This is a genomic window from Streptomyces sediminimaris (assembly GCF_047049295.1).
In the GTDB taxonomy this organism is placed as follows: Bacteria; Actinomycetota; Actinomycetes; order Streptomycetales; family Streptomycetaceae; genus Streptomyces; species Streptomyces sediminimaris.
The window spans coordinates 3,311,360-3,325,296 of sequence record NZ_JBJWOT010000001.1 but is presented as its reverse complement, the minus strand read 5'-3'; the positions used below and the strand labels follow the sequence as shown (position 1 = coordinate 3,325,296).

Below are 13,937 nucleotides of genomic sequence, written 5' to 3'. Positions count from 1 at the left end.
AGGATGCGGGATCATGTCTGTCATGACCGAGGTGTCCTCGCTCACAGGGCGGTTGCTCGTGGCAACGCCCGCCCTGGCGGACCCGAACTTCGACCGTGCGGTGGTGCTCCTTCTCGACCACGACGAGGAGGGCTCCCTCGGCGTCGTCCTCAACCGTCCGACCCCGGTGGACGTCGGTGACATCCTGGAGGGCTGGGCGGACCTCGCCGGTGAGCCGGGCGTCGTCTTCCAGGGCGGCCCGGTGTCCCTGGACTCGGCCCTGGGGGTCGCGGTCATCCCCGGCGGAACGGGCGCGGACGGAGCGCCGCTGGGCTGGCGCAGAGTGCACGGCGCGATCGGACTGGTCGACCTGGAGGCACCCCCCGAGCTGCTCGCCTCGGCCCTCGGCTCGCTGCGGATCTTCGCCGGGTACGCCGGCTGGGGCCCCGGCCAGCTCGAGGACGAGCTGGCCGACGGCGCGTGGTACGTCGTCGAGTCGGAGCCCGGCGACGTCTCCTCCCCGGCGCCGGAAAGACTCTGGCGCGAGGTCCTGCGCCGCCAGCGCAGCGAGCTCGCGATGGTGGCCACGTACCCGGACGACCCATCGCTCAACTGATCCGGGTGACCTTCAGTACCCTTGGCACTTATGAGCACTCTCGAGCCCGAGCGCGGGACTGGTACGGGGACCCTCGTTGAGCCGACGCCACAGGTGTCCCACGGCGACGGCGACCACGAGCGCTTCGCCCACTACGTCCAGAAGGACAAGATCATGGCGAGCGCCCTCGACGGGACCCCCGTCGTGGCGCTGTGCGGCAAGGTGTGGGTGCCCGGCCGCGATCCGAAGAAGTACCCCGTGTGCCCCATGTGCAAGGAGATCTACGAGTCCATGGGCGCCGGCGGCGACGACAAGGGCAAGGGCGGCGACAAGTAGTCCCGCCGGTTCCCGGCCGGGAACCGCGACGCCTCCGGGGCGCGTTCCGGCGTGCTCGCGGAGGCCGCCGTCACGGACGGCGCGAGCCGCGCGGAGCCGCCCGCGGGCGGCTCAGCACCGAGCGGCCCCCTGAGCGCCGTCCGGGCGCTGCCGTCCTGCCCTGCCAAGTCCTCCCTCCTCAGCGGCCCTTCGCAGCCGGCGGCCCCGCCGGCGTCGTCACCGGTGTTCCTCGTACCCGCACAGCGACGCCCGGTCCCAGGGCCGGGCGGAGCGGCAAAGGACTGACGTGAACGAACTGATTCCGGCGCCGCGCGGCGCCGTCACCGCCTCCGGCGAGGTGCGCCTGACGGGGCACTCCCGGCTCTGCGCCGGCCCCGGTACCGAAGGCGTGGGCAACTGGCTGCGCACCGTCCTGCAGCAGGCCACCGGCCTGCCGCTGCGCGAGGGGCGGGAGGCCGGCGACGCCGAGGGCGACGGCATCGTGCTGGAGCTCGCTCCCGCGCTCGGCCCCGAGGCGTACCGCCTGCTCAGCGACGCGTCCGGGATCCTGGTCGAGGGCGGCGACGCGGCCGGTGTCTTCTGGGGCGCCCAGACGCTCAGGCAGCTGCTCGGCCCCGACGCCTACCGCAGGGCCCCGCTCGACCGCGACCGCGCGTGGGCCGTGCCGCACGTCACGATCGAGGACTCCCCCCGCTTCCGCTGGCGCGGCCTCATGCTCGACGTGGCCCGGCACTTCACGCCCAAGGAAGGCGTCCTGCGCCACCTCGATCTGATGGCCGCGCACAAACTCAACGTCTTCCACTTCCACTTGACGGACGATCAGGGCTGGCGCGTCGAGATCCGGCGCCATCCGGAACTGACCGCGACCGGCTCCTGGCGGGCGCGCAGCAGATTCGGCCACCGCGCCTCACCGCTGTGGGAGGACAAGCCGCACGGCGGCTTCTACACCCAGGACGACATCCGCGAGATCGTCGCCTACGCCGCCGAACGGCATATCACCGTCGTCCCCGAGATCGACCTGCCGGGACATTCGCAGGCCGCCATCGCCGCGTACCCGGAACTCGGCAACACCGACGTCATCTCCGCGTCCGCCGAGGGCGGCACCGCACTTCCGGTCTGGGACGACTGGGGAATCTCCGCCAACGTACTCGCCCCCACCGACAACACCCTCCGGTTCTACGAGGGCGTCTTCGAGGAACTGCTGGAACTGTTCCCCTCCGAGTTCATCCACGTCGGCGGCGACGAGTGCCGCAAGGACCAGTGGCGGCAGTCCCCGGCCGCGCAGGCCCGCATCAAGGAACTCGGGCTCGCCGGCGAGGACGAGTTGCAGGCCTGGTTCATCGGACACTTCGACAAGTGGCTGACCGCGCGCGGGCGCAGGCTCATCGGCTGGGACGAGATCATGGAGGGCGGGCTCGCCAAGGGCGCGGCCGTGTCCTCCTGGCGCGGGTACGCGGGCGGGGTCGCCGCCGCGCGAGCCGGACACGACGTCGTCATGTGCCCCGAGCAGTACGTGTATCTGGACCACCGGCAGGCGGCGGGCGAGGACGAGCCGGTGCCGATCGGCTTCGTCCGCACCCTGGAGGACGTCTACCGGTTTGAACCGGTGCCCGCAGAGCTCACCGAGGACGAGGCCCGCCATGTGCTCGGCACACAGGCCAACGTGTGGACCGAGGTGATGGAGGATCAGGGGCGCGTGGACTACCAGACCTACCCGAGGCTGTCGGCCTTCGCCGAGGTGGCCTGGAGCGCCCTGCCCGCCCCCGCGGAGCGGGACTTCGCCGACTTCGAGCGGCGGATGTCCGTGCACTACCGGCGACTTGACGCCCTGGGTGTGGGCTACCGGCCGCCGGCCGGGCCGCGGCCCTGGCAGCGGCGCCCCGGGGTTCTCGGGCGGCCCATCGAGGGGAAGCCCCCGAACAGGTAGCCCGGCTTCCGAACAGGTAAGGCAAAAGCGTCGCAAGCATCACCGAACAGCTTCAACCGGAGCGCACCGGTGATGCCGTGCGAAAACGGACCATCTCCCTGGTGAGACGGGCGAATGCCTCCTAGCGGACCCCTGTCTTCGCGCCTTGCGAAGATGTGCCAGAGTTGCCACGTCCGCCCTGTCAGCACGTACCGTACGGCAGCACAGGTGGGACCAGGTGGGGCAGCGGGAAGGGGCAGCCGGTTTGACCACGCACGTACCGCAGGCGGCGCAGGCCGTCACGCTGCCCACGACGCTGGACGAGGCCGTGGCGGCGCTGACCGCCGTGCCCACCGCCGTGCCGGTGGCCGGCGGTACCGACCTGATGACGGCCGTCAACTCCGGGCAGCTCCGGCCCTCCGCGCTGGTCGGTCTCGGCAGGATCAGCGAGATCCGTGGCTGGCAGTACCAGGACGGACACGCCCTGCTGGGTGCCGGGCTCACGCACGCGCGCATGGGGCGCCCCGACTTCGCGGCGCTGATCCCGGCGCTCGCCGCCGCCGCGCGCGCGGCGGGTCCGCCGCAGATCCGCAACGCGGGCACCCTGGGCGGCAACATCGCCTCGGCCGCCCCCACCGGGGACGCCCTGCCGGTGCTGGCCGCCCTGGAGGCGACGCTGATCATCGCGGGCCCGGGCGGGGCCCGCCGGGAGCTGCCGGTCTCGCACCTGCTGGCCGGGGTGGACATGCTGCGCGGCGGCGAGCTCATCGGGTACGTGCGCGTACCGCTGCTGCACGCGCCGCAGGTCTTCCTGAAGGCGACCGGCCGCACCGGCCCCGGGCGCGCGGTCGCCTCCGTCGCCCTGGTCCTCGACCCGGCCCGGCGCGGAGTGCGGTGCGCCGTCGGTGCCATAGCGCCGATGCCGCTGCGGCCCCTGGACGCCGAGCAGTGGGTGGCCCGGCTCATCGACTGGGACAACGCCCGCACGATCGTCCCGGACGCGCTGAACGCCTTCGGTGAGTACGTCGCCGCGGCCTGCATCCCCGATCCCGTGCCCGAGGCGGACGGCACGGTCCAACCGCTTCCGCCCGCGGTACTGCACCTGCGGCGCACCGTCGCCGCGCTGGCCCGACGAGCACTGGGGAGGGCGCTGTCGTGACCGACGACCAGCACGGAGAGCACGCAGAGGGCACGCCCCGCGGCGGCGGACGCTGGGACCCGCTGCCCCAGGGCGACTACGACGACGGCGCCACCGCCTTCGTGAAACTCCCGGAGGGCGGCATCGACGCCCTGCTGGCCGCGGAGGACAGCCCGCTCGCCGCGCGCGGCCATGGTTACGTTCCGCCGCCGATAACGCCCGACCCGGAGCCGGCCGCGGGGGCCGAGCCGGCGGCCGGCGGTGCCTGGGGGGCGCCCGCCGACGGTGCCCGCTGGCCCGACCCGAACGCCGTGCCGCAGGACGGGGCGGACGACCGGTTCAGGTACAACCCCGCGGCGACCCAGCAGTGGAGCTTCGGGGAGACGGCGGGCACGGAGCCGCCCGCCCCCGGTCACGACGTGACCGGGCAGTGGTCGATCCCCGTCGCCGGGGGCGACCTTCCGGACGAATCGGGCGAGTTCACCACGTCGTCCCTGGTCCAGCAGTGGGGTGGCACCCCGCCCGCCACGCTTCCGGGCGGCGCACCCGCCCCGTGGGCCACGGAGGGCGCGGGGCAGCCGTGGGGCAGGCCGCAGGACGAGGAGCAGGCCGGGCCGGGCGAGGAGCCCGGGCCGGCGCACGCACCCGCCGGGCCCCCCGAGGGCACGGCGCACCCGTACGAGCGGCCCGCGGCGGACCCCGGCGAGCACCCGCCGCAGCGGTCCCGCCCCGCCGCCCACCCGCCCGGGGAGCAGCCACCGGCCGCGCACGAGACGGACGGCGCGCGGGCGCACACCGCCGAGCCGCCCCGGCCGCCGGGCGCCGAGGACCACGACCGGCGGGGCGCCGGGGACCACGCGCCGCCGGCCACCGGAGACCATGTGCCGCCGGCCGCCGGGGACCACGCGCGATCGGGCGCCGGTGATCCCTACGCGCAGGCACCCGCCGAGGGCCGATACGCCGAGGCGCCCGCCGGCGGCCGCTATGCCGAAACCGCCGCCCGCGGTTCCTACGCCGAGGCACCCGCCGACGGTCCCTATGCCGGAACGGCCGCCGCGGGCCGCCATACCGAGGCACCCGCCGCCGGCCCCTACGCCGAGACACCCGACGAAGCCGCCGCTGCCGCCGCACAGGGCACTCACGAGCCCGGTGAGGCCCCTGGGGCGGACGAGGGCGCCCAAGGGGCCGCGGAGGCGGCTGAGGCGGCTGAGGCGGCCGTGCAGCGGCAGGGGCCCGCACAGGCCGCCGGGAGGGTCTCGGAGGCGCCCGAGGGGGCTTCGGAGGTGCCGGAGGGGGCCTCGGAGGTGCCCGGAGGGCGTGCGCGGGCCGCGGGCGACGCCGCCTCCGGGCCGGCCGCCCCCGACGCGCCCGTTCCCCCGGGGGCGCCGGCCGGCCCGCAGCCCGCCGACGGCCGGGACGCCGAGGACCCCGAGGACGCCGCGCCGCCGCCGTTCCCCGGCGAGGAGCATCCCCTCGCCTCCTACGTGCTGCGCGTCAACGGCGTGGAGCGCCCCGTCTCGGACGCCTGGATCGGCGAGTCGCTGCTGTACGTGCTGCGTGAGCGCCTGGGCCTCGCCGGCGCCAAGGACGGCTGCTCACAGGGCGAGTGCGGCGCGTGCAACGTGCAGGTCGACGGGCGGCTCGTGGCCTCCTGCCTGGTGCCCGCCGTGACGGCCGCGGGCAGCGAGGTCCGTACGGTCGAAGGGCTCGCCGTCGACGGGCAGCCGTCGGACGTGCAGCGCGCGCTCGCCCGGTGCGGCGCCGTCCAGTGCGGCTTCTGCGTGCCCGGCATCGCGATGACCGTGCACGACCTGCTGGAGGGCAACCCGGCGCCCACCCGGCTGGAGACCCGCCAGGCACTGTGCGGCAACCTGTGCCGCTGCTCCGGCTACCGGGGCGTGGTGGAGGCCGTCCAGGAGGTCGTCGCCGAGCGCGAGGCGCTGTCCGCGGGCGAGGCGGCCGAACCGGACGGCGACGAGGCGCGTATCCCCCACCAGGCGGGACCGGGGGCCGGCGGGGTCAACCCGTCGGCGTTCGAGTCACCCGGTGCCCCGGCGGCCCCGGGACCGCACGACCAGCCGTACGGCCAGGACGGAGGCCAGGCGTGAGCAACGAAGCGGCGACCGCGACCACCGCGGCGGAGCCGGTACCCGCCCCCGAGCCGCTGCCGCACGGCCTCGGCGCCTCCCTGCCGGCCGCCGACACCCGCGCCAAGACCGAGGGCACGTTCCCCTACGCGGCCGACCTGTGGGCCGAGGGCCTGCTGTGGGCCGCCGTCCTGCGCTCCCCGCACCCGCACGCGCGCATCGTCTCCATCGACACCACCCACGCGCGCGAGATGCCCGGCGTACGGGCCGTCGTCACGCACGAGGACGTACCGGCCGCCGCCCGCTACGGCCGCGGCAGCGCCGACCGGCCCGTGTTCGCCTCCGAGGTCGTGCGCCACCACGGCGAGCCCATCGCCGCCGTCGCCGCCGACCACCCCGACACCGCGCGCATGGCCGCCGCGGCCGTCATCGTCGAGTACGAGGTGCTCGACCCGGTGACCGACCCCGAGCAGGCCTTCGAGGCGGAGCCGCTGCACCCCGACGGCAACCTGATCCGGCACATCCCGCTGCACCACGGCGCCCCGGACGCGGCCGGCGACGTCGTCGTCGAGGGCCAGTACCGCATCGGCCGCCAGGACCCGGCCCCGATCGGCGCCGAGGCCGGCCTCGCCGTGCCCCGCCCCGACGGCGGCGTCGAGCTGTACCTGGCCTCCACCGACCCGCACACCGACCGTGACACCGCCGCGGCCTGCTACGGCCTCGAGCCCGATCGCGTCAAGATCGTCGTCACCGGTGTCCCGGGCGCGACCGCCGACCGCGAGGACCAGGGCTTCCAGCTCCCGCTGGGCCTGCTGGCGCTGAAGACGGGCTGCCCGGTGAAGCTCACCGCGACGCGCGAGGAGTCCTTCCTCGGCCACACCCACCGGCACCCGACGCTGCTGCGCTACCGCCACCACGCCGACGCCGAGGGCCGTCTGGTGAAGGTCGAGGCGCAGATCCTGCTCGACGCGGGCGCGTACGCCGACACCTCCGGCGAGGCCCTGGCCGCCGCCGTGGCCTTCGCCTGCGGTCCCTACGTGGTGCCGAACGCCTTCATCGAGGGCTGGGCCGTACGGACCAACAACCCGCCATCCGGCCATGTGCGCGGCGAGGGCGCCATGCAGGTGTGCGCCGCCTACGAGGCGCAGATGGACAAGCTGGCGAAGAAGCTGGGGATCGACCCCGCCGAGGTGCGCCTGCGCAACGTCCTGGCCACCGGTGACGTGCTGCCGACCGGACAGACGGTGACCTGCCCCGCGCCGGTCGCCGAACTCCTGCAGGCGGTACGGGACTTCCCGCTGCCGCCACTGCCCAAGGACACCCCCGAGGACGAGTGGCTGCTGCCGGGCGGCCCCGAGGGCGCGGGCGAACCGGGCGCGGTGCGCCGGGGCGTGGGCTACGGCCTGGGCATGGTGCACATGCTCGGCGCGGAGGGCGCCGACGAGGTCTCCACGGCGACGGTGAAGGTCCACGACGGGGTCGCGACCGTGCTCTGCGCGGCCGTCGAGACCGGCCAGGGATTCACCACGCTGGCCCGCCAGATCGTCCAGGAGACCCTCGGCATCGACGAGGTGCACGTCGCGCCCGTCGACACCGACCAGCCGCCGGCCGGCGCGGGCTGCCGCGGCCGCCACACCTGGGTGTCGGGCGGGGCGGTGGAGCGGGCGGCGAAGATGGTCCGCACCCAGCTCCTGCAGCCCCTCGCCCACAAGTTCGGCATGTCGACGGAGCTGCTCCAGATCACCGACGGCAAGATCACCTCGTACGACGGCGTCCTGTCGACCACCGTCACCGAGGCGATGGACGGCAAGGAGCTGTGGGCGACCGCCCAGTGCCGCCCGCACCCCACCGAGCCGCTGAACGAGGCGGGCCAGGGCGACGCGTTCGTGGGCATGGCCTTCTGCGCGATCCGCGCGGTGGTGGACGTGGACATCGAACTCGGTTCGGTACGGGTCGTGGAGCTGGCACTCGCGCAGGACGTCGGCCGGGTGCTGAACCCCGCCCAGCTGGCCGCCCGCATCGAAGCCGGCGTCACCCAGGGCGTGGGCATCGCCCTGACGGAGAACCTGCGCACCGCGCGCGGGCTGATCCGCCACCCGGACCTCACGGGTTACGCCCTGCCGACCGCCCTGGACGCCCCGGACATCCGGATCGTCAAGCTCGTCGAGGAGCGCGACGTGGTCGCCCCCTTCGGCGCGAAGTCGGTCAGCGCGGTCCCGGTGGTCACCTCCCCGGCGGCCATCGCCTCCGCGGTGCGCGCCGCCACGGGACGCCCGGTGAACCGCCTCCCGATAAGGCCTCAAGCAGCGGTGGTGACGGACCGATGACCAACCCCGAGCCCGAGCCCGGACCCGGCCCCGAGGAACCCCGCTACGAGCCCGCGCCCGGCGTCGGCAAGCTGCTGGTGTGGGTGCTGGTGTTCATGCTGGCCGCCCTGATCGTCGTACTGGGCGGCGTGTACTTCACGTAGGACCGCTCACGGGTGCCGGTGAGCCTCCCCGGGCGGGAACGGACGCGGGGGTGCCGGGCGTCCTGTGATCCGGGGGCGTTGTCAGTGGCGGCGCGTACTGTGCTGAGCAGTGGGGACCGGCTGCCGGGCGCGTACGGCGTCATGGCGCGCGCTCGGCCGTGCCCCGCACGGGGACTGCGAACCAGCGCATGGGTGGGCCCGGTTGAGCCGACGCGCATGTGCCGATGCACCAGCGGGGGAAGCGATGAGCACGACCGGTGCCGCCACGGCGGCGATCACCCGGAGCGCGGACCGGCTCGGTCCGTACGTCACGCACGCGCCGACGCCCCGCCGGCCGGCGGGGCCCGGACTGCCGGGCGGCCACCACCTGTTCACGCTCGGGGAACCGCGCGGGCAGGGCCCGCGGACGGTCGGGGACGCCACGGGCGGCCCCGACGGACGCCTGACGCCGCGGCTGGGGGAGCAGTCGGTGACGGGCGCGCTGCCCGGCCCCCGGGGCACCGAGGGGGAGCCGGCGCTGCCGGAGGGTGCGACGGGGGCGGCGTCGACGACGTACTTCCGCCACGGCCGGCCGGACCCGAGGGACGAGCGGCCGGAACCGGCGGACGGCCGCCCGGACCCGATGGCCGGCCGGCCTCCCGCGCCGTCCCTCGCCACGCTGGTGCGGTTCGCGGCGGCTGCGGACGAACTGGCCGGGCTGCGCGCCCGGTTGGCGTCCTGCGCCGACCGGCACGGCCCGAGGGCGGCGGCGGAGGAGGCACGCCGCCTGCTCGCGGTGTTCGAGGAGGCCGCGGGCGGCGAGATCCCGCCGTTCCGGAAGGCGGCGCTGATCCGTCCCCCGTCCCTGCCGGCCGGTCCGGGCGCCGCCTCCGGGCTCGCCCTCGACCTGCCCGCCCGCCTGCTGGACCGCGCGTTCGGTCCCGGCAGGATGTGGCGCTTCGAGGACGTCGACTTCCCGGCCACCCTCACGCACGAGCCGACCCGCCGTTTTCTGCGCGAGACGGGACTGCCGGAGGACGACACCCTCCTCGGCCTCGGCACGGACGTCCCCCTGCCGACCCTGGCCGAGCACTACGCCCACCAGGGACCCGACGGCTTCGGCCCCGCGCTGCTCCCGTGCCGGGCCGCCCGCCTGATCCGCCTCGGTCACCTGGCCGAGGGCAACAGCCTGGTCGTCGACGGCGCAACGGGCGAGGTCCTCGACTGGAGCGAACCCGAGGCCACCCTGTACCCGCTGAACAGGGACGTCTCCACCCTCGCCGTCACCCTCCTGCTCCTCGACCACGAGAGGGCCGTGAGGGCGGACGTGCCGGGCGGGCCGGCCGCCGACGCCCGCGGCCGGCCGGCGGCCCGGACGGTGATCCACACCAGGGCGGCCCTCGACGCCACCGCCACCACGGCGGATCCGGCCCGCCACGCCTGGATGAAGGCGGTCCCGGAGGAAGGAGCGGGCCCGGGTGTGAGGTGAGTCGCACCCCGGTGCGGCCCGGCCCCGTCCGGGCGTGGGCGGTGGGGGACCGCCGGTAGGGTGGCCCGGTTGTCATACGTAGCCGACAGACCCACGCGTCACAGCAAGCCGTCCCGCCCCCCGATCCCCGGAGACCGTGACTACCGCCCGCCCGTCATCCACCGCCACCGCCCTCAACGGAGGGCCCTCGGGGCCCACGCCTATGTCCGCCAGTTCCGCCTCGCACTCCCACCACCTCTCGCCCGCCTTCCCCGGCCGCGCCCCCTGGGGCACCGCCGGCAAGCTGCGCGCCTGGCAGCACGGGGCGATGGAGAAGTACCTCCACGAGCAGCCGCGTGACTTCCTCGCGGTCGCGACGCCGGGCGCCGGGAAGACGACCTTCGCGCTGACTCTCGCCTCCTGGCTGCTGCACCACCACGTCGTGCAGCAGGTGACCGTGGTCGCGCCGACCGAGCACCTGAAGAAGCAGTGGGCGGAAGCCGCGGCGCGCATAGGCATCAAGCTCGACCCCGAGTACAGCGCCGGGCCCCTCGGCAAGGACTACCAGGGTGTGGCCGTCACCTACGCCGGTGTCGGGGTGCGGCCCATGCTGCACCGCAACCGGGTCGAGCAGCGCAAGACCCTCGTGATCCTCGACGAGATCCACCACGCGGGCGACAGCAAGTCCTGGGGCGAGGCCTGCCTCGAGGCGTTCGAGCCCGCCACCCGGCGCCTCGCGCTCACGGGCACGCCCTTCCGCTCCGACACCAACCCCATCCCGTTCGTGACGTACGAGGAGGGCGACGACGGGATCCGGCGCTCCGCCGCCGACTACACCTACGGCTACGGCAGCGCGCTGAGCGACGGGGTCGTGCGCCCCGTCATCTTCCTCTCCTACAGCGGCAACATGCGCTGGCGCACCAAGGCCGGCGACGAGATCGCCGCCCGGCTCGGCGAGCCGATGACCAAGGACGCGATCAGCCAGGCCTGGCGCACCGCCCTCGACCCGCGCGGCGAGTGGATGCCCAGCGTGCTGCGCGCGGCCGACCAGCGGCTGACCGAGGTCCGCAAGGCCGTCCCGGACGCCGGCGCCCTCGTCATCGCCTCCGACCAGGACTCCGCCCGCGCCTACGCCAAGCTCATCCGCGAGATCACCGGCGCCCGGCCGACCCTCGTGCTGTCCGACGACGCCGGCGCGTCCAAGCGGATCGACGACTTCAGCGGCAGCGACGACCGGTGGATGGTCGCGGTCCGGATGGTCTCGGAAGGCGTCGACGTGCCCCGGCTCGCCGTCGGGGTCTACGCCACCACCATCTCCACGCCCCTGTTCTTCGCCCAGGCCGTCGGCCGCTTCGTACGCTCCAGGCGCCGCGGCGAGACCGCCTCCGTGTTCCTCCCGACCGTGCCCGACCTCCTCACCTTCGCGGGCGAGATGGAGGTCGAGCGCGACCACGCCCTCGACAAGCCGAAGAAGGAGGGCGAGGAGGACCCGTACGCCGAGTCCGAGAAGGAGATGGAGGAGGCGAACAAGGAGCAGGACGAGGACACCGGCGAGCAGGAGCAGTTCGCCTTCGAGGCGCTGGAGTCCGAGGCCGTCTTCGACCGGGTGCTCTACGACGGCGCCGAGTTCGGCATGCAGGCCCACCCGGGGAGCGAGGAGGAACAGGACTACCTCGGGATCCCCGGACTGCTGGAGCCCGACCAGGTGCAGCTGCTCCTGCAGAAGCGGCAGGCGCGGCAGATCGCGCACAGCCGCAAGAAGCCGGACAGCGAGGCCGACCTGCTCGAGCTGCCCGCCGAGCGCCGGCCGGTCGTCTCGCACAAGGAGATGATGGAGCTGCGCAAGAAGCTCAACACGATGGTGAGCGCGTACGTCCACCAGAGCGGCAAGCCGCACGGCGTCATCCACACCGAGCTGCGGCGCACCTGCGGCGGGCCGCCCAGCGCCGAGGCCACGGCCGGGCAGCTGAAGCAGCGGATCGCCAAGGTGCAGGAGTGGGCCACGCGGATGCGCTGACCCGGCGCGTGCCTGCTCACAGGGGGGGCGCAGGATCCTGGTGCAGCCGGTTGTTGCGCCCCGTACGAATCACGACATACGGACGTAGTCCGTCCCTGGCGGTGCCCGGATTCTGGACGGAGCCTTCCGCTGAGCGAACTCACTTCGCTACTGTCCCGCTACGCAAACGCCCCGTGGCAGAGCCGCCGCGGAGCGCAGCCGTGAAGCGACGCGGCCCGGTACATGCCGGGCCGCCGGCCGATCGGCGGCCTCTGTGCGCGTCACTGACGGGACTCGGTGACGCACCGCCGCGCTGAGGTCCGCCGACCTCACCACTTGGAGGAGTGGGCGTCGTGACCGCGGAGACCTCTCAGACGCTCGACCGGGGACTGCGCGTCCTCAAGCTGCTGGCCGATACGGACCACGGGCTGACCGTCACCGAGCTTTCCAACCGACTGGGCGTGAACCGGACCGTGGTGTACCGGTTGCTGGCCACGCTCGAACAACACGCTCTGATACGCCGGGACCTGGGCGGCCGCGCCCGGGTGGGGCTCGGCGTACTGCGACTGGGCCGTCAGGTGCATCCACTGGTGCGGGAGGCCGCGTTGCCGGCGCTCCGGTCGCTGGCCGAGGACATCGGCGCGACCGCGCACCTCACGCTCGTGGACGGCGCCGAGGCGCTGGCCGTGGCCGTCGTCGAGCCGACGTGGACCGACTACCACGTGGCGTACCGGGCCGGGTTCCGGCATCCGCTCGACCGGGGGGCCGCGGGCAAGGCGATCCTCGCCGCACGGGTCAGGCCCCTGCCGGAACCCGGGTACACGCTGACCCACGGGGAGCTGGAGGCGGGTGCCAGCGGGGCGGCCGCGCCGCTGCTGGGGGTCACCGGGGTCGAGGGCAGCGTCGGGGTCGTGATGCTGGCCGACGCGGTGCCCGAGCGGGTGGGGCAGCGGGTGGTCGACGCCGCGAAGGAAGTCGCCGAGGCCCTGCGCTGAACGCCGAGCGCTCCGCGGGGCGCGGCGCGGCGCGGTGGCATGTGCTGCCGTCCGCGGCGCCTTTGCGGCTGGTCGCGCGGTTCCCCGCGCCCCTTCGGGGGGCACTGCCGGACCGCCTGACCGGCCGGGCGGGGCCGCCCGAACCGACCGGCACCTGGCCGGATGTCGCCGCCACGTTAGATTGATCCCGTGCTCTCACGCCTCACACGCTCCCAGGCCCTGGCCGTATGCGCGCTGCCCGTCGTGGCCCTGATCGCCACGGCGGTGTTCGCCCCGCTGCCCTTCTCGCTGGCGCAGCCCGGACTGACGGCGAACGTGCTCGGCAAGAACCAGGGCACCCCGGTGATCACGATCTCCGGTGCGAAGGTCCGCGCCACCAGCGGGGAGCTGCGGATGACGACGATCGAGGCGACCAACCCGGACACCCATGTGTCGCTGGGCGACGTGGTCGGCGCCTGGTTCGCGACGGACCGCGCCGTCCTGCCGCGTGACTCGGTCTACCCGAGCGGCGACTCCACCCGGCAGATCGAGGAGCACAACCGCGCGCAGATGAAGGAGTCGCAGGACGCGGCGACCCGGGCCGCGCTGGACTATCTGCACCTCGGCGGCGACAAGGTCAAGGTCACGCTGAAGCTGGCGGACGTCGGCGGTCCGAGCGCCGGGCTGCTGTTCACCCTCGGCATCATCGACAAGCTGGACGGCGACGGCAGCGGCGGCGACCTCACGGGTGGCCGCACCATCGCCGGTACGGGCACCATCGCCGCCGACGGGACGGTGGGCCCCGTCGGCGGCGTGGCGCTGAAGACGCAGGCCGCGCGCCGGGACGGGGCGACGGTGTTCCTGGTGCCGAGGGCGGAGTGCTCCGACGCCAGGTCCGAGCTGCCCAAGGGGCTGCGGCTGGTCCCGGTGAAGACGCTGGACGGCGCGGTGAAGGCCCTGGTCTCCCTGGAGAAGGGCAAGGGCTCCGTCCCCTCCTGCTGATCCTGCT

11 protein-coding genes are annotated in these 13,937 nt (G+C 74.5%); all 11 read left to right on the top strand.

Going from position 1 to position 13,937, the window contains the following annotated elements; all coding sequences use genetic code 11:
* The first annotated feature begins 22 nt into the window (after nucleotides 1–22).
* Nucleotides 23–595 (top strand): YqgE/AlgH family protein, encoded by a 573-nt coding sequence (locus ACJ9NR_RS15410; protein ID WP_412488135.1) that lies wholly within the window; start codon nucleotides 23–25, stop codon nucleotides 593–595.
* 30 nt (nucleotides 596–625) lie between these two features.
* Entirely contained in the window at nucleotides 626–910 is a 285-nt protein-coding gene (locus ACJ9NR_RS15405) for a DUF3039 domain-containing protein (RefSeq protein ID WP_266515309.1), read from the top strand.
* Between the two features lie 286 nt (nucleotides 911–1,196).
* Complete coding sequence (locus tag ACJ9NR_RS15400; protein WP_412488134.1) at nucleotides 1,197–2,837, top strand: beta-N-acetylhexosaminidase; 1,641 nt, start codon at nucleotides 1,197–1,199, stop codon at nucleotides 2,835–2,837.
* 244 nt (nucleotides 2,838–3,081) lie between these two features.
* Nucleotides 3,082–3,975, top strand: coding sequence for an FAD binding domain-containing protein (locus ACJ9NR_RS15395; protein ID WP_412488133.1), 894 nt, complete (start codon nucleotides 3,082–3,084; stop codon nucleotides 3,973–3,975).
* Nucleotides 3,972–6,062, top strand: coding sequence for a 2Fe-2S iron-sulfur cluster-binding protein (locus ACJ9NR_RS15390; RefSeq protein WP_412488132.1), 2,091 nt, complete (start codon nucleotides 3,972–3,974; stop codon nucleotides 6,060–6,062). The genes ACJ9NR_RS15395 and ACJ9NR_RS15390 overlap by 4 nt, the downstream gene beginning before the upstream one ends.
* Nucleotides 6,059–8,368 carry a xanthine dehydrogenase family protein molybdopterin-binding subunit gene (locus ACJ9NR_RS15385; RefSeq protein WP_412488131.1) on the top strand — a complete coding sequence of 770 codons (2,310 nt, stop codon included), beginning with the start codon at nucleotides 6,059–6,061 and terminating at the stop codon, nucleotides 8,366–8,368. The genes ACJ9NR_RS15390 and ACJ9NR_RS15385 overlap by 4 nt, the downstream gene beginning before the upstream one ends.
* Entirely contained in the window at nucleotides 8,365–8,511 is a 147-nt protein-coding gene (locus tag ACJ9NR_RS15380) for a hypothetical protein (RefSeq protein ID WP_412488130.1), read from the top strand. Before ACJ9NR_RS15385 ends, ACJ9NR_RS15380 begins: the two co-directional genes overlap by 4 nt.
* A gap of 244 nt (nucleotides 8,512–8,755) precedes the next feature.
* Nucleotides 8,756–9,979 (top strand): SUKH-4 family immunity protein, encoded by a 1,224-nt coding sequence (locus ACJ9NR_RS15375; protein WP_412488129.1) that lies wholly within the window; start codon nucleotides 8,756–8,758, stop codon nucleotides 9,977–9,979.
* 202 nt (nucleotides 9,980–10,181) lie between these two features.
* Nucleotides 10,182–11,975 (top strand): DEAD/DEAH box helicase, encoded by a 1,794-nt coding sequence (locus ACJ9NR_RS15370; RefSeq protein WP_412488128.1) that lies wholly within the window; start codon nucleotides 10,182–10,184, stop codon nucleotides 11,973–11,975.
* Nucleotides 11,976–12,307: 332 nt separating this feature from the next.
* A complete protein-coding gene (locus tag ACJ9NR_RS15365) occupies nucleotides 12,308–12,949 on the top strand; it encodes an IclR family transcriptional regulator (RefSeq protein WP_412488127.1) in 642 nt (213 codons plus the stop codon).
* Between the two features lie 189 nt (nucleotides 12,950–13,138).
* Nucleotides 13,139–13,930 carry a YlbL family protein gene (locus ACJ9NR_RS15360; RefSeq protein WP_412488126.1) on the top strand — a complete coding sequence of 264 codons (792 nt, stop codon included), beginning with the start codon at nucleotides 13,139–13,141 and terminating at the stop codon, nucleotides 13,928–13,930.
* Nucleotides 13,931–13,937 lie beyond the last annotated feature (7 nt).

What these genes read in the sequence shown, in the direction of transcription:
- ACJ9NR_RS15410 (WP_412488135.1), top strand. Translation starts at nt 23, where the DNA reads ATGACCGAGGTGTCCTCGCTCACAGGGCGGTTGCTCGTGGCAACGCCC.
- ACJ9NR_RS15405 (WP_266515309.1), top strand. Translation starts at nt 626, where the DNA reads ATGAGCACTCTCGAGCCCGAGCGCGGGACTGGTACGGGGACCCTCGTT.
- ACJ9NR_RS15380 (WP_412488130.1), top strand. Translation starts at nt 8,365, where the DNA reads ATGACCAACCCCGAGCCCGAGCCCGGACCCGGCCCCGAGGAACCCCGC.
- ACJ9NR_RS15375 (WP_412488129.1), top strand. Translation starts at nt 8,756, where the DNA reads ATGAGCACGACCGGTGCCGCCACGGCGGCGATCACCCGGAGCGCGGAC.
- ACJ9NR_RS15370 (WP_412488128.1), top strand. Translation starts at nt 10,182, where the DNA reads ATGTCCGCCAGTTCCGCCTCGCACTCCCACCACCTCTCGCCCGCCTTC.